The sequence below is a fragment of the Streptomyces sp. NPDC048211 genome (assembly GCF_043202315.1).
Taxonomy (GTDB): domain Bacteria; phylum Actinomycetota; class Actinomycetes; order Streptomycetales; family Streptomycetaceae; genus Streptomyces.
The window spans coordinates 188,972-208,725 of record NZ_JBIDAD010000011.1 but is presented as its reverse complement, the minus strand read 5'-3'; the positions used below and the strand labels follow the sequence as shown (position 1 = coordinate 208,725).

The 19,754-nt window shown below is 72.2% G+C and carries 15 protein-coding genes; 4 read left to right on the top strand and 11 right to left on the bottom strand.

All coding sequences use genetic code 11. The features are described 5' to 3' along the window. Positions 1-150: 150 nt before the first annotated feature. Both ACGFZA_RS33165 and ACGFZA_RS33160 read right to left on the bottom strand, forming a co-directional pair. Positions 151-1,014 carry a carbohydrate-binding protein gene (locus tag ACGFZA_RS33165; protein ID WP_385277316.1) on the bottom strand — a complete coding sequence of 288 codons (864 nt, stop codon included), beginning with the start codon at positions 1,012-1,014 and terminating at the stop codon, positions 151-153. Between the two features lie 46 nt (positions 1,015-1,060). Continuing rightward, positions 1,061-2,419, bottom strand: coding sequence for an alpha-lytic protease prodomain-containing protein (locus tag ACGFZA_RS33160; protein WP_393684068.1), 1,359 nt, complete (start codon positions 2,417-2,419; stop codon positions 1,061-1,063). Between the two features lie 188 nt (positions 2,420-2,607). On the opposite strand from ACGFZA_RS33160, the gene ACGFZA_RS33155 reads away from it, so the two are divergent. Next, on the top strand, positions 2,608-3,288 hold the full coding sequence (locus ACGFZA_RS33155; RefSeq protein ID WP_393684066.1) for a phosphotransferase: 681 nt from the start codon (positions 2,608-2,610) through the stop codon (positions 3,286-3,288). 65 nt (positions 3,289-3,353) lie between these two features. Here the strand turns inward: ACGFZA_RS33155 and ACGFZA_RS33150 are convergent, their stop codons facing one another. Both ACGFZA_RS33150 and ACGFZA_RS33145 read right to left on the bottom strand, forming a co-directional pair. After that, positions 3,354-5,849, bottom strand: coding sequence for an FtsX-like permease family protein (locus ACGFZA_RS33150; RefSeq protein WP_393684064.1), 2,496 nt, complete (start codon positions 5,847-5,849; stop codon positions 3,354-3,356). Next, positions 5,843-6,577, bottom strand: coding sequence for an ABC transporter ATP-binding protein (locus ACGFZA_RS33145; RefSeq protein ID WP_385277308.1), 735 nt, complete (start codon positions 6,575-6,577; stop codon positions 5,843-5,845). Before ACGFZA_RS33145 ends, ACGFZA_RS33150 begins: the two co-directional genes overlap by 7 nt. Before the next feature lie 133 nt (positions 6,578-6,710). Here ACGFZA_RS33145 and ACGFZA_RS33140 point away from each other — a divergent pair, with 133 nt between their 5' ends. Further along, positions 6,711-8,030, top strand: coding sequence for a sensor domain-containing protein (locus ACGFZA_RS33140; RefSeq protein ID WP_393684061.1), 1,320 nt, complete (start codon positions 6,711-6,713; stop codon positions 8,028-8,030). Between the two features lie 2 nt (positions 8,031-8,032). Continuing rightward, positions 8,033-8,674 (top strand): response regulator, encoded by a 642-nt coding sequence (locus ACGFZA_RS33135; RefSeq protein ID WP_385277304.1) that lies wholly within the window; start codon positions 8,033-8,035, stop codon positions 8,672-8,674. Positions 8,675-8,891: 217 nt separating this feature from the next. Here ACGFZA_RS33135 and ACGFZA_RS33130 read toward each other — a convergent pair whose 3' ends face one another. From ACGFZA_RS33130 to ACGFZA_RS33100, 7 genes are all read right to left on the bottom strand, one after another. After that, positions 8,892-9,695, bottom strand: coding sequence for a BTAD domain-containing putative transcriptional regulator (locus ACGFZA_RS33130; RefSeq protein WP_385277302.1), 804 nt, complete (start codon positions 9,693-9,695; stop codon positions 8,892-8,894). Between the two features lie 244 nt (positions 9,696-9,939). After that, entirely contained in the window at positions 9,940-12,165 is a 2,226-nt protein-coding gene (locus ACGFZA_RS33125) for an FAD/NAD(P)-binding protein (RefSeq protein WP_393684058.1), read from the bottom strand. A gap of 21 nt (positions 12,166-12,186) precedes the next feature. Then, positions 12,187-13,362: a pyridoxal-phosphate-dependent aminotransferase family protein gene (locus tag ACGFZA_RS33120; protein WP_385277298.1), complete on the bottom strand. Its 1,176-nt coding sequence runs from the start codon at positions 13,360-13,362 to the stop codon at positions 12,187-12,189. Further along, positions 13,359-14,492, bottom strand: a complete 1,134-nt coding sequence (gene aepY / locus ACGFZA_RS33115) for a phosphonopyruvate decarboxylase (RefSeq protein ID WP_393684056.1) — start codon at positions 14,490-14,492, stop codon at positions 13,359-13,361. Before aepY ends, ACGFZA_RS33120 begins: the two co-directional genes overlap by 4 nt. Continuing rightward, the gene (locus tag ACGFZA_RS33110) at positions 14,489-16,036 is read right to left on the bottom strand and encodes an isocitrate lyase/phosphoenolpyruvate mutase family protein (RefSeq protein WP_385277293.1); all 1,548 of its coding nucleotides are present in this window, start codon (positions 16,034-16,036) and stop codon (positions 14,489-14,491) included. Before ACGFZA_RS33110 ends, aepY begins: the two co-directional genes overlap by 4 nt. A gap of 166 nt (positions 16,037-16,202) precedes the next feature. Next, the gene (locus ACGFZA_RS33105; protein ID WP_393684054.1) at positions 16,203-17,753 is read right to left on the bottom strand and encodes a DHA2 family efflux MFS transporter permease subunit; all 1,551 of its coding nucleotides are present in this window, start codon (positions 17,751-17,753) and stop codon (positions 16,203-16,205) included. Beyond that, positions 17,750-18,679: a sterol desaturase family protein gene (locus ACGFZA_RS33100; protein WP_393684052.1), complete on the bottom strand. Its 930-nt coding sequence runs from the start codon at positions 18,677-18,679 to the stop codon at positions 17,750-17,752. The genes ACGFZA_RS33105 and ACGFZA_RS33100 overlap by 4 nt, the downstream gene beginning before the upstream one ends. A gap of 281 nt (positions 18,680-18,960) precedes the next feature. On the opposite strand from ACGFZA_RS33100, the gene ACGFZA_RS33095 reads away from it, so the two are divergent. Next, positions 18,961-19,752 (top strand): alpha/beta fold hydrolase, encoded by a 792-nt coding sequence (locus ACGFZA_RS33095; protein WP_385277287.1) that lies wholly within the window; start codon positions 18,961-18,963, stop codon positions 19,750-19,752. Positions 19,753-19,754: the final 2 nt, after the last annotated feature.

Here is a 19,754-nt window from a genome sequence, read left to right as displayed (position 1 = left end):
ACAGCGAAGCTGCCGGGCCGGAAACTCCGGCCCGGCGACGGGGAAGCGGCCCGGGCCGGAGGTTCCGGCCCGGGCCCGGCGCGGCGCACACCCCGGGAAGAGGCCCGGGGCGTACCCGCGCGGCGGAGGTCACCCCGCCGGTCTGCCCGTCTACCCGCGCTCCCACAGCGCGGGGACGTTCGGCGGCTCCCAGCCGGTCAGGGCGGTGTGAGCCTGCAGACAGCGGTAGGTGACGCCGCCGTACGTGACGCGGTCGCCCGCGTGGTAGAGCGTTCCGGCCGTCCAGCCGCCGCCCGGGCCGGTGGGCGGGTCCGTCGGGCCGGTCGGCGGATCGGTCGGATCCGTCGGGTCCTGGGCGACGTCGAGGACGAAGTCGAAGGTCCCCTGCTTGCCTGAACCCACGGTGCGGACGTTCATCAGGAGCGCCGGGTCGTACAGGGTGTCGGTGTTGTTGCGCGGTTCGCCCGGGAAGTACAGCTGCGTGGTGAGGATGCCCGAGCCGGGCGCCTGGGCCTTCACGTGGATGTGCCGGGTGCGGCCGGGATACAGCCCCGCCACGATCGTCGTGAGCGTGAACGCGCCCGACTGATCGGTGAACTGGTGCCCGCGGAAGGCGTATCCGCTCATGTCGTACGCGCCGTTGGTGTCGGCCTGCCAGAAGTCCAGCAGCACTCCGGGGATGGGGCGGCATCCCCGGCCGAAGACGTAACCGCTGACCGTGAGCGGGACTCCGGGGGTGCCGGCGGTCACCAGGCTGGTGCGCAGTGGGGAGTTGGGCTTGAAGTACGGGCCCTCCATCTGGTCGTGCGTGGGGCCGTCGCCGTCGTCGCAGTCCGGTGTCGGGGCGAGCGGCACTCCGGTGGAACCGGCGTCGCGCGCCAGCGCGACCCCGCCCCCCGCGAGCAGCGGGGCGGCGGTGGCGACCAGGGCCGCCTTGAGCAGGGTCTTACGGCTGATGGACCGGTCGCCGGTGGCGCCGTCGTCGGCCGGGACGGGTGTCGGGTCGGGGGTCATGGCTGCTTCCTCGGGGTGGTGGGGAAGGGCACGTGCGGAGGGGCGGTTACAGGGCCTGCCAGAGCGCGGGAACGTTCGGGGGCGTCCAGCCGGGCTGCGCCCGGTGTCCCTGGAGGCAGCGGTAGCTGCCGGAGCCGTACGTCACCACGTCACCGGCGGCGTACGCCGTCCCGGCCGCCCAGCTGCCGCCCGGCTCGGTCGGCGGGTCCGTCGGGTCGGTCGGCGGATCGGTCGGGGTGCCGCTGGTGACCAGGGTCAGTCCGTACGCCTGCAGCGCCGGGTTCACCGGCTGGAAGTACGTCGTACCGCCCTGGGAGCAGTTGCCGGTGCCGCCGGAGGTGACGCCCTGGGCCTGACTGCCGGAGACGAACGAGCCTCCGGAGTCGCCCGGTTCGGCGCACACGTTGGTACGGGTCACCCCGGAGACGGTGCCCTCCCGGTAGGTGACGCTGCTGTTGCGCTGCTGGACCGTGCCGCAGTGCCAGCCGGTCGTCGAGCCGGAGCGGCAGACCGACGAGCCCTCCAGCGCCTCGGTGGACCCGGTGACCGTCACGTCGCCGTTTCCGTACCCGTTCACCAGCGGTCGCGGGGTCCAGCCGGTGTTCGCGGCGACCCAGGAGTAGTCGCGGCCGGGGAAGGTGGAGCCCTGGAAGGAGCCCTGGGCCTGCTGGTTGTACCCGCTCGTGCTGACGCCCGGGGTTCCGCAGTGCCCGGCGCTGACGAAGCCGCCCTGGGTGCCGCGCTTGACGGGGAAGCCGATGGAGCAGCGCCCGGAGCCGTTCATGTAGTACGCGTCACCGCCCCGCAGATCCGCGAACGTGCGGGGTTCGCCGGTGGATCGCGTCACCGTCACCAGATCGCGCGCGACGCCGGCCGCGGCGAGGAAGGAGTCGGCGGCGGCGCCCCGGCCTGCCTGCACGACGACGCGGTTGGTGGCGACGTCGACGTACCAGGCGGGCACGTCCTCCGGAGCCCTGCGCAGCGCCACCCGGTCGAGGGCGGCCTTGGCGGAGGTGAGTTCGGCCAGGCTGTGGTCGACGACGACGGGGGTGGCTCCCGTCCCGGCGATCAGGCCGGTGTCCGCCGCGTCGGTCGTGGCGACGGTCAGCTCCGCCGCCTCGCCGCTCACCCGGGCCCCGGCGAAGCCGTGGCCGAGTGAGCGTTGCAGTCCGGCGGCCACGACGGCCGCCCGGGACTCGTTGCCGATCCGTTCCGCCGCCCGGTCGGCGGTGAGTCCGAGATCGCGCTGCATGGCCTTCAGCAGGCCGGGCGAGAGCCGGTCCGCCCCGGCGGAGGGCAGGCGGGGGGAGGGGTCGGCGGACGCGGTGCCGGTCAGTCCGGCCAGCCCGAGCGCGCCGACGGCCACGGTGGCGGTACACGCGGCCAGTGCACGTCTGCGGAGCATGGATCTCTCCACGGAACTCTCCTTGACTTCGGGGGAATTGCCGCCAACGTAGCCGCGTACACGTCATCTCCAGGAGATCCCGTCCGCCCCATCGCATGGCGTTATGGGGCTGTCGTGACCGGCGGCGATGCGGAGGGACACGTGCGAACCGCCTCCCCGCGGGGGCCCGTCACGAGTAGATTCCACCCATGCGAATAGGCCAGTTGCTGGGCAGCGGACGTGACGCGGACGTATACGAACTGGACGAGGCGTGGGTGCTGCGCCGCTACCGCTGCGGGCTGGACGCGACCCCTGAACTGCCCGTCATGTCCTACCTCTCGGCGTCGGGCTACCCGGTCCCCCGGCTCGGCCCGCAGCCCCCCTCGGCCGGCCCCGGCGATCTGGTCCTGCAGCGGCTGACCGGCCCCACGATGCTGGAGTCCCTGCTGAGCGGAGACATCGACGCCGCCGAGGGATCCGCCCTGCTCGCCCGCCTGCTCGCCGAACTGCACACCGTCCCGGCCCGGCTCTCGCCGGACCCCGAGGACCGCATCCTCCACCTCGACCTGCATCCGGACAACGTGATCCTGACGGCCGACGGGCCGGTGGTGATCGACTGGAGCAACAGCGAGGAGGGGCCGCCGGCCCTGGACCGGGCCATGTCGGCGCTGATGCTGGCGCAGGTGGCGGTCGATCCGGACAGCCCGGCGGCGGACGGCGCACGCGCGTTGCTGACCGACCTGGTGCCGTACCTCATGGCGGACGGCGGCATCCCGGCCCGCCACCTCGCCGACGCCGCGGCCCGCCGCGCCGCCAACCCGACGATGAGCCCGGCCGAAGTGGATCTCATCGGCGATGCGGCGGCCCTGGTCACCGCGCTCTCCCGCTGAGCCCCGTTCGGCCGGGCTGTCCGGACTGCACCCGCGCACCGGCAAGTCGGATCAAGCTGCCCGGACTACTCCCGCGCACCGGCCAGTTCGACCGGCCTGACGCGCAGCGCGAGCGAGGCGGGCAGCACCGCGAAGACCACGGCCAGGAGCGCGCTCACGGCGACGACCGAACCGGTGGTCCCCCAGGGGACGACGACCGCCGAGTCGACGTCGAGCCGTGCGAGCGCGGCCCGGACACCGAACAGATTCAGCGCGGCCACCGCTCCGCCGAGCACCGCGCCCACCGCCACCACGACCAGCGCCTCCGCCCCGACCAGCCGCAGCACCTGCGCCTTCGTCGCGCCCGCGAGCCGCAGCACCGCGAGGTCGCGCACCCGGTCCGAGGTGGCCATCACCTGCGTGTTGGCCAGCGCGATCCCCGTGTAGACCAGGGCGATGAGCAGGATCATCAGCAGCCCGATCCGGGTGTTCTCCCCGGTCCGGCGCTCGTTCCGCGCCAGCCATCCGGCCCTCGTCACCACGTCCGTCGCCGTCGCCCGGCCCGCCGCCTCCAACCGCGCCGCGACGGCCGAACGGCTCTGGCCGTCACGGACCTTGACGTCGATCCGGTCGACCGGGGCGCCGCCGGCATTGCGCGGGGTCACGTACACCCCGTTGTCACCGGTGCCGGTGCTCAGCACGGCCGCCACCCGCAGCGTGGCCTTGCGGCCGTCGGCCAGCCAGACGCCGACGCGTTCACCGACCGTCGTGGTCATCCACTCCTCGTTGACGACGAGGGATTCGTCGTCGAGACCGGCGAGGCTGCCCGCCACCACGGGAAGCGCCGACACCGCCGCCATGTCGGACGGGTCCACGGCCCGCGCCTCGGAGCCGACCAGCGCCGTCCCCTCCTCCAGCACGGTCACGGAGGTGGACCGCGACACGCTGACGACGGCGCCCGGGATGCGCCGGGCCCGCTCGACGAACCGCTGCGGGAGCGCGCCGCCCCCGCCGCCTGCCGTGACCACGAAGTCCGAAGTCACCTGGGTCCGCGCCTCGGTGGCCCTCGCCTCCTCCAGGGTCGCCGTCGTACCCATCAGCGAGGCGGCCAGCGCCACGGTCACGATCACGGGCGCGGCGACGGCGGCTGTTCGGCGCAGAGCGGTGGAGGCGTTCTCCCTGGCCAGTACGCCGGTGGCGCCCGGGAGTTGAGCCGGAAGCCAGGCGAGAAGGCGGGTGACGGGACGTACCAGCGCGGGGGCGAAGAGGGCGAACCCGACGATCAGCAGCATCGGCTGGGTGACGTAGGTCTTGCGCTTGAGCAGGCTTCCGGGGTCCTGGACGAGGGCCGTGCCCAGCAGCACGGCACCGGTCAGCAGGACGGCGGTGCCCAGCAGCACCCGGACCGGCGGCATCGCGCCGCTGTCCACGGCGGATTCGCGCAGCGCCTCGGCCGGTCCCACCTTCCCGGCCCGGCGCGAGGCGGCGACCGCACCGGCCAGCGCCACGGCGAGCCCGGTCCAGAAGGCGGCGTGCAGCGGCCAGTTCTGGTCGCCGATCGCGAACCAGCGGGGCGCGACCCCCTCCCCCACCATCCAGGAGGCCAGCCGGGGCGCCCCCAGGACGCCCAGCCGGCAGCCCGCAGCCGACGCCGTCACACCGATGACGGCGGCTTCGGCGTACACCGTCCGCCGCACCTGGCCGGGGGTCGCGCCCGCCGTGCGCAGCAGGCCGAACTCGCGGCGGCGCTGGGCGACGGCGAAGGAGAACGTCGAGGCGACCACGAAGACGGAGACGAACACGGTGATGCCGGCGGCCGTGCCCAGCAGCGCGTTGACGGAGACCAGCGCCTCGGCGTCCCGGTCCGGGTCGGGGTCGGCCCGTCGGCGGTCGTCGCCGGTCAGCACCGCCATCCGGGCCTCACGGGCCACCAGCGCCCGCACCGCCGCGGGGTCCGCGTGCACCACCACGGCGTCGATCCTCGGGGAGATCCTGGCGGCCTCGGCCGCGGTGAAGAACACGGCGGTCTCGAAGCCCGCGGGGCGCACCGTGCCGACGACGGTCCGCACCGCGGCCCCCGCGGCGGTGGCGACCGTGATCCGGTCTCCCGTACGCACGTCGGAGCCGTCCCCCGCGGTGACGACGACCTCGCCGGCTGCGGCCGGAGCCCGCCCGGCGGCCAGCCGGTAGGGAGTGGCGGCCGCGACCGGCCACGGGTGGCCGACCGTTCCCCCGCCGTCCCCGTCGAGGCGGGCGGCACCGACCGAGACGGGGAACGTGCGGTCCTCGACCGTACGGCCCAGCGCCGCGAGCGCGCCGGCGAGCTCCGGCGACACGGACCGGGGCGAGGTCAGTTCCCGGGTGCGGAAACCGATCGGGGTCCGCACTCGCAGCCGGTCCTCCCCGCGCACCACGACGGGGGCGGCGGCGAACCGCTCGGGCCCGTGGCGCGGGGCGTCGAACGTGGCCGCGAGGGCCATCCCGGTGGTGGCGACGATCCCCACGCCGAGGGCCAGGGCGAGGAAGGAGCCGACGAAAGTGACCCAGCGCGTCCGCATGCCGCGCAGTGCGAGGCTCAGCACGGCAGGGCCGCCATCCGCGTCATGCGCGCCGCGACCTGATCGGCGGACGGGGACGACAGCTCGTCCCGCACCCGGCCGTCGGCCAGGAACAGCACCCGGTCCGCGCAGGAGGCGGCGACCGGGTCGTGCGTCACCATGATCACGGTCTGGCCGCCGTCGACCATGCTGCGCAGCAGCGTCAGCACCTGCCGGCCGGTCGTGGAGTCCAGGGCGCCGGTCGGTTCGTCGCCGAACAGCACGTCGGGCCGGGTCACCATGGCGCGGGCCAGCGCCACCCGCTGCTGCTGCCCGCCGGAGAGCTCGCTGGGCCGGTGCCCGGCCCGCTCGCGCAGCCCCACCCGTTCCAGTACGTCGAGGACCTCGGCCCGCGCGGGCCGGCGGCCGGCCAGCCGGAGCGGGAGAGCGACGTTCTGCTCGGCGCTGAGCGAGGGAAGCAGGTTGAACGCCTGGAAGACGAAACCGATACGGGTGCGGCGCAGCAAGGTCAGCTTCCGCTCGCTGAGGCCGGTCAGTTCGGTGTCGCCGAGGAACACCTGGCCGCCGGTGGGCCGGTCGAGACCGGCGGTGCACTGGAGCAGGGTGGACTTGCCGGAGCCGGATGGGCCCATGACGGCGGTGAACGTGCCCCTGGGGACATCGAGGCTGACCCCGTCCAGCGCGGTGACCGCGCCGGTGTTCCTGCCGTAGGACCGGGTGAGCGAACGGAGTCGGACAGCTGCGTGATTCATGGCCACCACTCAACCGGCGCCGCTCCCGGGGCACATCGCAGCGAGAGGGAGTCCTCGGGGTGGAGGTAGCTCCACCTCCCGGGTCGATCCTGCCGGGTGGTCCGCGCCACCGGCCGCGGCCTACCGTTCCCCCATGTCCTCCCCCTCCGTCCGCTCCGCCGGACCCCTGCCCGCCCCGGGCCTGTGGCAGGCGCTGCGGCAGCGCCGCTACCTACGCACCGCCTGGCCGTGGCGCGCCACGCTCTATCTGCTGACGAGCGTGCCCCTGGGACTCGCGGCCCTGACCGCGCTCCTGCTCCTGGCCGTCGCGGGCAGCGCGCTCACCGTGGTCCTGATCGGTATCCCGCTGCTCCTCACCCTCGTGCTCGCGGGCATTCCGCTGGCTGCCCTGGAGCGGCGCAGGCTGCGGCTGCTCGACCCCCGGCCGGTCGCCGGGGCGCACCGCGAACCGGACGGCACCGGGCCCTCGTCCTGGCTGCGCACCCGTCTCCAGGAGCGTGCCACCTGGCGGGAGCTCGGCTACGCGCTGCTGTTCGCCCTGGTGCTCTGGCCGCTGGAGGCCCTGGCCGTGGGGACCGCCGTCCTCGTCTGCGGAGGGCTGATCGCCGCTCCCCCGATGCTGGCGGCGAGCGGGGGCGAGGAGGCCCGCGTGCTCAAGATCTGGCTGATCGACAGCTACCCGCCCGCCTTCACGGCGCTCCTCGCCGGACTGCTGCTGGTCCCCCTGTTCGCGTATCCGCTGGGGGCCCTGGCAGCCGGGCGTGCCGCTCTGACCCGGCAGCTGCTGTCGCCTCCGGAGGCCGGACTGGACTCCCGTATCCGGGAGTTGGGACGTTCCCGGGTACGGCTGGTCGACGCCTTCGAGGCGGAGCGCCGGCGGATCGAACGCGATCTGCACGACGGTGCCCAGCAGCGGCTCGTCGCCCTCTCCATGACGCTCGGCCTGGCCCGTCTGGAGAGCCCGGCCGAACCGCTGGCCGGGCTGCTGGCCAAGGCGCACGCGGAGGCCGGGGTCGCGCTGGTGGAGATCAGGGAACTCATCCAGGGCATCCACCCCCGGATCCTCACCGACCGTGGGCTGGTGGCGGCGGTGGAGGACGTCGCGGACCGTTCGGTGGTCCCGGTCGAGGTGGACCTCGACCTGCCGGACCGGCTCCCCGAAGCGGTCGAGACGGCGGTCTACTTCGCGGTCTGCGAGGCGCTGGCCAATGTGGCCAAGCACAGCGGGGCGGGCCGTGCCCGGGTGAGCGGCCGGGCGGAGAAGGGCCGGCTGGTCGTGGAGGTGCAGGACGACGGGGTGGGCGGCGCGGGCCCCGGGGACGGCACGGGGCTCCAGGGCGTGGCCGACCGCCTCTCGGTGCTCGACGGCCACCTGCTAATGTCCAGTCCGCCCGGCGGGCCCACGGTGTTTCGGCTACAGGTCCCCATCTCACCTGCGGATACGAGGACTTGAGCGTGCGCGTCGTACTGGCCGAGGACAGCGTGCTCCTGCGGGAGGGACTGGTCGGCCTGCTGGAGCGGTTCGGTCATCAGGTGGTCGCGGGGGCGGGCACGGCGGACGAGCTGATCGCGGCCGTGGCCGAGCACGGTCCGGACATCGTGGTGACGGATGTGCGCATGCCGCCCGGCTTCTCCGACGAGGGCCTGCGCGCCGCGATCGAGCTGCGCACCCGGCAGCCGGGGCTGCCCATCCTCGTCCTCAGCCAGTACGTCCAGCGCGCCTACGCCGAGGAGCTGCTCGACTCCGCGGACGGTACGGGCGTCGGCTATCTGCTCAAGGAACGCATCGGCGACGTCGAGGAGTTCATCGACGCCCTGCACCGGGTCGCCGCCGGGAACACGGTCGTGGACCCCGAGGTGGTCCGCCAGCTGATCCGTCGCCGCCGGGACCCCCTCTCCCGGCTGTCCGCGCGCGAGCAGGAGGTCCTGGCCCTGATGGCGGAGGGCAGGTCCAACGCGTCGGTCGCCGCCGCGCTGACGGTCAGCGAGGGAACGGTCAGCAAGCACTTCGGCAGCATCCTCACCAAGCTCGACCTGTCGATGGACGACACCACCAACCGCCGGGTGCTGGCGGTACTGGCGTACCTGCGAGGCTGAGCGCCGCCCCGGGAACACCGGGCCCCGTGGGCCGCCGCCCCCACCGCGCTGGGCGGCTCCGGGACGGCGTGAATCTCCCTGAACGGAGCGGCCTACCGGAAGAATTCCCTGGACCATTGCAGACAGGGAATCCAGTCGGCCCCCGAATATCCTGGACCATGAGCCGGACCACCTTCCACCAGGTCCCGGACCTGGCAGAAGGCAGCACACGACATGGTCACCGCAAGGAGAATTGGGTACCGGTAACGTCGCGACCGGACCCGGATTCAAGCCAGGCATCGCGAGCGAGAACGCGCCGCTGAATATTCTGGAGCTGCGGCCCCGGCTCTATACCCAGATCGTGGACCAGAAGACCGCGAATTCGATCGAAGGCTTGCAGCGCGTCCGCCGTACGACCACTGCGATAAAGGGAGATCATGAGATAGCCGTAAATCGCCTCCCAGGTCGGATGCATTTCGATCAGCGCATACAGCTCACAGATCAGCTCGCGGTGACGTCCCAGGTCAAGCTCGATCTGCAGTCGGCGCTCGTGGGCGTAGACACGTTTCTCGTCGAGCAGTCGGCAGACGCCCGCGAAGGCAGGCATCTCACGGAAGTCCGCCAATGCCGGGCCGCTCCAGAGGGCGACGGCAGCACTCAGTTCGGCGGACGCCGCTTCGAGGTCACCGCGGCGTTGCAGGTTGCGGGCCTCTGCCACGTGCGCCTCGAACAGATTGAGATCGAGGGAGGAGTGCGGGAGTCGCAGTTCGTATCCGGTCGACTGGGTGGTGAGGACGGAGGCCTCTAGGCCCAGTTCACGGAAGCGGCTTCGCAGGTTGCAGATATAGACGTGGAGCGCGGTCTGAGCGCTCTGCGGCGGTGCGCCCGACCATATCGCTTTGATGAGCCGGTCCGGCGAAACCACTACCTGATTATTGACGCAGAGATAGGCGAGTAATGCGCGATTCTTCGGCGCCCAAAGTCTGACGCTTTCACCGTCGGCCTTTTCTATTCCCAGCGGACCCAGAATACGGAAAAGCAAAACCAGTCACCCCCGTGTCTAGCCGGACGAGGCAGGGAGTCCCCACCGCAGCGATTCATCGTCAAGCATGCCATGCCGATGAGCAAGCGGTTTGAGCTTCACCTGAGGTTGCCACCGGTGGGGATATGAGAAGATTGAGAGGTAAGCGAATTTACTTCCGCGATGCTTCACAGTTCAACATCAACTCACCGTGTGTTGAGCGTACGGCAATTCTCCCGAGCTACACGCGTTGAATAGGCCGTTTTCACCGGGACCTCACAAGTGAGGCCCAGAATCCGTCGAGCCAGACCAAGATGTCCCGCATGACGTAGTGGTCCGCGTCCGGGCGCAGCGCCGACAGCAGGAACGAGCGCGCGCCCTCCGCCGGTGCCCCGAGGACCGTGATGCGGGACTCCACACCACCGTCGGTGCGCAGCGGATGGAACTGTGCGGTGAGGTCCAGACCGCCGGGCTCGAAGTCCGCGGCACGCGCGCCGTCCGCACCGTGGTTGCGCCACAGGCGCACCAGTCCGCGGTCCCGCAGATTGCGGTACAGGGGCCGAGCGTCGGCGCGGGGGTCGAAGGGATGCATGCGCGCCTCGACCAGCACGTCCAGGGCTCGTCGCGCGCCCGTGTGCGGCCCCACCACGACCGTGCGCCCGCTCGTCTCCTCGTAGCCCACCCGGGCGTCCGGTCCGGTGCCCACATCCAGCAGCCCGTGCTCGACGAGCGCGATGATCTTCGCCATGACCTCCGGCGCCGCCCCGTTGGCCAGCCGGTTGTGCAGGCCGGTGTGCCGGCGCAGGAACGCCCGCTGGGAGGCCGCGGTCACCCCGGCTTCGTCCACCGCGTAGGAGATCACCGACCGCAGATCACGCCACACTCCGTCGGACGCGGCCTTGTGCGGATTGCACAGGTTCCCCTGCCGGGCCCAGTCCTGGTCGCGGAGCATGAACTCCAGCAGTCGCGCCCGGTATTCGGCCGGGGTGCCCGCGGGGCCGACCGGGCGTACGACCGCACGCCAGTCGAACCGGTTCCCGTGGAGCGCGGTGTCCAGGGACCATGCGGAGTCCCTGCCGTCGAGAACTCCGGCCGGCGGCAGCGAACGGTCCAGGCAGCGCCGGACCTCGTACTGCGCCGACGGCCCGTACACCGTCCGCACCCAGTGCAGCAGCACGTCCCGAACCGGCCACACGACCTTCTTCTGGGCGTCGAACAGCGCCTGTTCGCCGCGCAGCACCGGCAGCACCGTGCGCACGACGTCGTCGACGGCCGCCTCCAGCGCCGGCAGCAGACAGTCCTCGCCGCCGGGCCGCGCACCGGCCAGGAAGGCCAGGTAGGACGGCATCGCACGCTGCGCCAGCAGCAGCGCCGCACTCGGTCCGAACAGCGTCCCGTAGTGCAGGTGGGCCATCTCCGCCACCACCAGCGGCAGGACGTCCCGGTCGAAGTCGAGCTGCCGCCGGGTGCGGTCGGGCGTGGGGTACGGCTGTCCGCAGTTCGCCCGGAGCAGGTCCACCGCTTCCCTGGTCAGAAACGTGCCGGGATGGTCGCCGGAGCCGTTGCTCGGTTTGTGGTTGTCGGGCCGGGCGAAGGTGAACAGCCCGGAACCGCTGAAGGCGACGATCGCGGCGGGTTCGGCACCGCTCGCGCGGTACACCAGCCCGCCTCCCGGCTCCTCGTGGAAGCTCCCGCCCCGCCCCTCCGTCAGGTGCAGGATCGTGTCGATGGCGGTGAGGCCCTTGCCGGCGCAGCCGACCACGTCGGCCGGCCCGACCGTGTCCGGGCCGAGCATCTCGTTCAAGGGGTAGGGGTGCGGCACATGCGTGGCGCCGCCGCGGGCCGTCGCCCCGGCCAGCCGGCGTCCTTCCCGGGACAGCCTCGGATCGTGGTACGAGTGCCCGGTGAGCAGCAGCACCTCGTCGGCCGGATAGCGGGTGCCGTCCGCCGTGACGATCCGCAGTTCGCTGCCGGAGGGCTCGATGTCCACGACGTCCGCGTCGTGCAGGTGGAGGCCGGCACCGGGGTACCGGCGCAGGTCGTCGGCGAACGCCCGGAACATGTCGCTCAGCGCCAGGCCGTGCACATACCGCCGGGGCCAGTCGTCCGGACGCAGGTCGAAGTCCGGGTGCGCGGTCTCGGCGTAGCGGCGGCGGCACCACTCGTGCAGGGTCGGCCGCTCCTCCCGCGGCCGCAGCGGGCCGGCACCCGTAACGGTCTCGTCGGCGGCGAAACTCACCTGGCAGCCGATGCGGTTGAGGTAGCTGGTCCGGGTCTGCCCGGGACTGTGGGCCTGGCCGGCCCCGAACTCCCCGGTGCGCTCGAAGACCCGCACCTCCAGCCCGCGGCCGCCGAGCCGGCCGATCGTCGCCGACAGCCTCTCGACGACGTACGTCGCCCTGGGCCCGCCGCCGACCAGGGCGAGCCGGTACGGCCGGCCCGGCGTGGCCGGGTGTGCCGGGTTGAGCGGCTCAGCGTAGTTGGTGGTCACCTCGTACCCCATTCAGCGGTGTCAGGCGTGTCGGCCGGGCCGGCCGCCAGCCGGATCGGTGAGCGGTTCATGGCCCGGAACCCGCAGGATGTCCGCGAGCACGGACAGGAAGCGGTCGATGTCCGCGACGGTGATCCGGCCCATCGTCGACAGTCGCCAGTGGTCCGCGGCCAGCCGCTCCTGAGCCCGGTAGATGACGAACCCGGCGTCGCGCAGGCCCCGGTGGAGTTCCTCGTAACCGGTCCCCGCGGGCAGGCGCAGCGCGGTCAGCCCCACTGCGCGCTGCCCGGGCGGCAGCAGCAGTTCGAGGCCGAGAGCCTCCAGGCCCGCGCGCAGCCGCTCGGCCAGCGCGGCGTAGCGGGCGTGCCGGCCCTCGCGCCCTTCGGCGAGGGCCAGGTCGAGCGCCGCGTCGAAGGCGTAACAAGCCGGTATGCCGGGGGTGAAGGCGGGCAGGCCGGACTTCTCCTGGGCCGTGTAGTGCCGGTGCAGGTCCAGGTAGTAGGTGCGCTTCGGGCGGTCGGCCAGCTGCTCGAACGCCCTTCTGCCGGCGCTGACGAAAGCCAGTCCGGGAGCCCCCTCAAGGCACTTGTTCGCCGATCCGCACAGCCAGTCGACACCGTCCCCGGACAGCGAGACGAGTTCGGCGCCCACACTGCTGACGGCGTCCACGATCAGCTCGCGACCGTGTTCGTGGGCGATCCGGGCCACGGCGGCGACGTCGTTGAGCATGCCCGTACTGGTCTCGTGCTGCACCATGCCCACATGGGTCAGCCCGGGGTCCGCGGCCAGGGCCTGCTCGACCCGGATCAGGTCGACCGGCGTGGCCCAGCCCAGCTCCAGCCGGTGGGTGCGTATGCCGTACGCGGCGGCGATGTGCTCGAACCGCTCCCCGTAGTGGCCGTTGTCGATGACGAGCAGCCCGCCGTCCGGCGCGACGACCGAACTGATCGCCGCCTCGACGGCCGAGGTCCCGGACCCCGTGAGGAGCACCGAGGTGTGCGCGTCGCCGCCACCGGCCACCAGGGTCGTCTTGTGCCGGATCCCGGCCAGCAGATCCGTGAACTCCGGTTCCCGGTGGCACAGGTCGGGGCCGGCGAGCGCGGCGCGGACCCGCTCGTCGAGGGTGACCGGTCCGGGGTTCATCAGGACCAGTCGTCCGGCGGCATCGGCCGCGGGGACGGATACGGGAGCGATCACTGGGCGAGCACCTCCATGAATCGGGCCGCCGACTGCGGCGGGCGGAGCGCGGGCCGGCCCAGCGCGGGGTCCGAACCCGGTCTGATCCAGACCCGGATCAGCTGGGCGCCGCCCTCGGCCTGGGCGGTGCGCACCGCGGTGCGCAGCTGCTCCGCGTCCGACACCTCGTACGTGGCGCGGTAGCCGCTCGCGGCGGCGACGGCGCAGAAGTCCACGCCCGCCGAGGCGGTCGGCTGGCCTCCGGTGGATTCGTAGGACTCATTGTCAAGAAGGATGTGACACAGGTCCGTTCGGGTCTGGCGGCCGATCGCCGCCATGGCCTCCAGCCGCATCAGTGCCGCGCCGTCGCCGTCGAGAACCGCGACCTGGCGTCCGGGCGCCGCGTGCATCGCCACACCGAGAGCCACGCTGGAGGCGCAGCCCATGGAGCCGACGATGTAGAGGTTCTCGGGCCGGTCGAATGCGTGCTCCAGCTCGCGGGAGGTCTTGCCGGTGGTCGCGACCAGCAGGGTCGCCGGGTCCATGGACTCGACGATCCGGCCGATCGCCTCGGACCGCAGCATGCGGTGCCCGCGCGGGTCCGCCGTGCCGGCCGCGGCGGCCGGGCGGGGGGCGATGGCTCCCTTGGGTACGACGAAGGCGAACGGCAGTCCGGTGGCGGCCATGTGCGCGAGGGCGCCGTCCAGGCGGTCGGCGAGCTCCGGGAGGGTCTGCGGGAGCAGCTCGTTGCGGATGCCCATCGAGGTGAGCATCTCGGGAGTGATCGCGCCCATCAGTTCGTGCTGCGGCTCGTCCGGCTGTCCCGGGCGGCCACGCCAGGTGACCAGGAGCAGGACCGGCAGCCGCAGTGTGTGGCACAGCGAGGTGAGCGGGTTGACGGCGTTGCCGAGTCCGGAGTTCTGCAGGATGACCACCGGGCTGCGGCCGGCCAGCCGGGCACCCGCCGCGATGGCCACCGCCTCGCCCTCGTTGGCGCAGATGACGTAGTCCTCGGGGTGCTCCGCCTGCAGGCAGCTGATGACCGGGCCCAGGAACGAGCAGGGCACACCGGTGAAGGGCCCGAGGCCACGGTCCTTGAGCAGCGAAACGACGCCGTCCGCGGCGAGCTGTGCGGCGATCGTGGTGCTCAACGTCCCGCCTCCGGCACCGCGAACAGTGCCGTGGCCCGCTCGGCGTCGTCGGCGGTACGCAGTTCCAGCCAGCCGGAGGCTATCTCGACCGCGCGGACCCGTTCCCCGGCGGCGAGCAGATCCGCGATCAGGTCGGACAGGGTGGCCGGGACGGCGTCGGCACGCCGCTTCTCGGCGGCCGCGCGCAGTGCGGCGAAGCCCTGCGGGGAGAAGACGGCGGCTCCGGCGAACTCCCCGTCGGAGTCGGGCTGTCCGATGCCCACGACCTCACCGGCACCGCCCTGTACGACCCTGCGGCCGCCCTGTGCCACGGAGCTCAGCGCGAGCGGCAGCCCGTCGTCCCGCCGCGGCGTGGCCGACACGTCCGCGAGGACGGCGACGTCGGCGTCGGCCGCCGCGAGCAGCCGCAGCGGCTCGGCCTCGACGAGCACGTCGCCGCACACGACCAGGGTGGGGCCGTGGTGTGCCTCCGGCAGACCGAGCAGCGCATCCACGACCGAGGGGTCGCCGTCCGCGCCGGTGACCGTGATGTCCTCGGCGCCCGAGCGGCGCAGGGCCGTGGTGCGGTGGTCGCGCAAGGGCAGGGGCGCGGCGTCGGCGGGCCCGGGGAGCACGGCCGCGCGGGGACGGGTCTCGTACGCGGTGACGAACTCGGCCTCGTGACGCTTCTGTTCGTCCATGCCCTGGAGGTCGAAGACGGTGGCCAGCGGGGCGATGCGGTCCTCGATGCCGGTGGTGCGGTCATCCCGCAGAATCGACGCGAAGGTGTCGGACACGGCGGTGATGCCGGCCCGCAGACCGTGGTTGGCGTAGATGATCATCTTGGCGCCGGCCTCGGCGAGTTCGGTGGCCGTGATGGTGTGGTAGGTCGTCGGCACCACGACCACCGGGGTCGGCAGCGACCACTGCGCGAGGAATTCCAGGATCGGCTCCGGCGAGGATCCCTTGGCGTGGATCAGCACGGCGTCGGCGCCCGCTCGGGCGTAGGCCTCCCCGCGGGAGAGCGCCTCGTCCAGGCCCCAGCCCGCGATCAGTGCCTCGATCCGGGCGATGACCATCAGGTCGGGGTGGCGCTGCGCGCTCTTGGCCGCGGTGAGCTTGCCGCAGAACTCACCCACGGGGGCGAGTTCCTGCCGGCCCGGGATGAAGCTGTTGACCTTCGGGAACCGTTTGTCCTCGATCGACACGGCGGCGATGCCGGCTGCTTCGTAGCGGCGGATCATGTGCATCACGTTGTGCGCGTTGCCGTAGCCGGCGTCACAGTCGGCCACGACCGGGACGTCGACCGCGGCGGCCAGTGAGGAGGCCACGCCGAGCAGTTCGCTCATCGTCAGGATGTCGGTGTCCGGAACGCCCTGCGAGGCCGACACCTCCAGGCCGCTCGACCAGACGCCGTCGAATCCGGCGCGTTCGGCCAGCCGGGCGCCCAGCGGGTTGTGTGCGCCGACCAGCCGCACGGCCCCGGGACGGGCGAACAGTTCACGCAGTTGCCTCGCCCCCGAGACTCCGGCCGCCCGCTGGATATCCGTCGTTGCAGCACCCATGCCGCATTCTCCTTACGCGTAAGGGCGCAGCACCATTGGGGCAGCCCTGAAATCGACGATTGACTGGATGATTGAAGATCGGTGGAATGTAAAGCGCGGCCGGCGGGAAAATCTGAGGAGATGATTCGGCGGCACGACGGGGATTCCTCTTCGATGCGCTGCCGGTTCAGTCCTGCCGGGCCCGTGCCACCACGACGGCCCCCAGCACCGCCACGGCGGCCGTTGCCAGCAGCGCGTACTGCATTCCCCCGAGGAACACCGACTGGCCGACCCGCTCCAGCACGCCGGGGGCGGCCGCACCGGTGCCGAGGTCCGGTGGCAGACCGACGGCCACCGACTGCACGGCCTGCTCCGTCCGGTCCGGCGGCAGCACGACCCCGGCGGCCGCGAGCCGCGACGGCAGGCGGTCCGCCGTGTAGGTCATGACGATGGCGCTGACGACCGCGATGCCGAGGCTGCCCCCGACCTGCATGGCTGTCTGCTGCATCCCGCCGGCCACCCCGGAGAGCTCCTTCGGGGAGTTGCTCATGACGAGCTTCGTGCCGCCCACCATGACCGGGCTGAAGCCGAGGCCCAGCAGCAGGAAGCACAGGGTCGTGCGCACCGTGCCGGAGTGCGCGTCGAGTCCGGCCAGGGCGCACATCGACACGGCGATGACGGCCAGTCCGGCAGCCACCGGGATCCGCGGGCCCGCCTTGCCGATCCAGATCGCCGCGGGCACCGCGCCCACGATCATCAGCAGCGTCAGGCTCAGGACCCGGACACCTGATTCGGCGGGCGAGAGACCGAGCACGTTCTGCAGGTAGAAGATCAGCACGAAGGGCGCGCCGACCATCACGCATCCCATCACGGCCATCGTGACGACGCCCGAGGTGAACGGCGCCGAGCGGAACATCCTCAGCGGCACCAACGGGTGCGTGCTGCGCCGCTCCCACACGACGAAGGCGCCGCCGAGCACCGCGCCCACGACGAGATAGGGCACCGTCTCCACGTCGGTCCAGCCCACGTCCGCCACCACGGCCAGGCCCCACGCCAACGACGCCAGGGAACCGGCCACCAGCAGCATCCCGACGAGGTCGAGGCGGCCGCCCGGGGCCTCCTCGCGCACATCGCCGAGGACGATGACGCCCAGCACCAGGGCGACGGCACCGAACGGAACGTTGAGGAAGAACACCCAACCCCAGTGGGCGTGTTCGACGAGCAGGCCGCCGACCACCGGACCGGCGGCGGTGGAGGCGGCGATGACGGCGCTGCGGACCGCGATGGGCTGATTCAGCCGGTCGGGCGGGAACGCACTGCGCAGCAGCCCGAGCGTGGCGGGCTGCATCAGCGCGCCGAAGACGCCCTGCACCACGCGCAGAGCGACCACCCAGCCCAGGCTGGAGGACAGGCCGATGGCCACCGACGCGGCGGTGAAACCCGCGGCGCCCACCAGGAACACCGTGCGGTGTCCGAAGCGGTCACCGAGCCGGCCCGCGGTGATCAGGAGCGCGGCCACGGCCACGAGGTAGGCGTCGGTGACCCACTGGACGCCGGTGAGATCCGTGTGCAGGTCCGCCTGCATGGCCGGCTGGGCGACCGTGACGATCGTCGTGTCCAGCGAGACCATCATCGCGCCGACGGACAGGGTCAGGACGGTCAGCCAGGGATGGCCGCGCAGGCCGCCCCGGGCGGCTTCCGCCGCCTCGGGCCGCGCCACGCCGTCCTGTTGGGTCACGTGGCCGCTCCGGGCATCTCCACCGGTGCGGACGTGGGCTCGGGACGGTCGCCGGGGCCGGCGCCGGTGTCGGCGGCGGGCTTCCAGCCGGGCGGGCCGAAGACGTGGCCCAGCTTGTGCCGGACGGTCGTGGCCTGGCGCACGTCCCGCACCATGTTGGCGAACTCGTGCAACTGGATCTTCCAGATGCTGAAGGTCTCCAGCTGCTTGGTCAGGCCGTAGGTCGGCCGCTGCACCTCGGGCTGGAAGGTGCCGAAGATCCGGTCCCAGATGATGAGGATGCTGCCGAAGTTCTTGTCCAGGTACTCCGGGTCGATGCCGTGGTGGACCCGGTGGTGCGAGGGCGTCACGAAGGCGAACTCGATGGGCCGCGGCAGCTTGCCGATCTTCTCCGTGTGCGCGAACAGGCCCCACAGCAGGTGCACGGAGTGCATCGTGAAGACCAGGGCGGGGTGGACACCGAGCAGGGGCAGCGGCAGCCAGACCATCTTCTCGAACCACTGCGCCCACTTGCGGCGGAGCGCGGTGGACAGGTTCAGGTACTGGCTGGAGTGGTGGACCTGGTGACCGGCCCAGATGAGCCGGATGGCGTGTGCGGCCCGGTGGTACCAGTAGAGCAGGAACTCGACGCCCCAGAAGACGACGAACCAGGTCGTCCAGGCCGTCGACGACAGATGCCAGGGCGCCACGTACTCGTAGACCAGGAGGTACAGCGCCAGCGCGACGGTGCGCAGCAGCGTGGACGACACCAGCGCGCCGAGACCGGTGATGATGCTCGCCCGGTGGTCACGCAGGCTGTAGCCCTCCCGCCCGTCGGGGTCGTCACCGAACTTGATCGCCAGCAGCTCGATCACGATCAGCAGCGCCATCGCGGGCATCGCGTACACCGCGGGGTCGTGCAGCCGATCGATCACCTTGTCGAGCATCAGGCCACTCCTCCGTTGGTCCGTGCCGGGCCTGCCGCATGCGATCCGTTGGAAACCCCGGAACTGCCCGAGCGCCTGGCAGCGTAATTCGGAGTCCTTAAAGCTGACTTACGAACTCCTTTGGAACGCAGGGCAACGGCTCTGCGTCCAGCCGTCGTCGAGCATGCCAATCAGGTGTTAAGCGACGGTTAAGAGGTGCTATCTACGCTCCAATCCTGCTCGGGCTGCGGCCGTATGGCGAATAGCCGCCGGGCCATCGATGAGTTGTGAGCGGGGTAGCCATGAGCGGAATTCATGTCGTCGTCCGGAGAGCCCGGGCCACGACGGACGAACGCCCCGTGCGCACGCTGGCCCTGCACGGACTGGCAGCCACGGACACCACCTGGAGCGCGTACGAGCAGCATGCCGCGCCCGACGTCGAGCTGTGGACCGCGGAACTGCCCTGGGGGCAGGCCGGCGCACCCGCGTGGAGCCTGCCGGGTGGCGACCCGGCCGACTGGATCGGCGCGGCCATGGCCGAGGTGCCCGGGGGCGTCGACGTCCTGATCGCCCACTCCTACTCCGCACTTCTGGCGCTGGAACACCTGGCCGCCGCTCCCCCGGACAGCCGCCCCGGTGCGCTCGTGGTGGTCTCGCCCTTCCACCGGCGCGATCCGGCAGACTTCCACTGGGACACCGCCCAGCACTATCTGAGCATCTTCCCGGACGTGTTCGACGAGGCGCTGCGCCTCGCCTCGACGCGTGCGCTGGACCCCGGGATGCGCCGCGACATGGCCCTGCTGGTACGCGACCGGGTCGGCCCCTACGGCTGGTTCCGCTTCTACGACAGTTACCTGCGCAGCCCCTTCCTCGACACCGCCGCACTCGACCTGCCCGTCCTCGCGGTGGCCGGCCGTGACGACCGGTTCGCCCTGCCGGAGGAGGCCGTCGCCCTGGCCGGATCGCTGCTCCGGGGCCGGGTGCGCCTGCTCGACGACTGCGGGCACTTCCCGATGGCGGAACGGCCGCGCGCGTTCGCCGACGCCGTTCACGCGTTCGTGAGCGAGTCCGCCGCCTCCGCGGAGGTGAGCTGAGC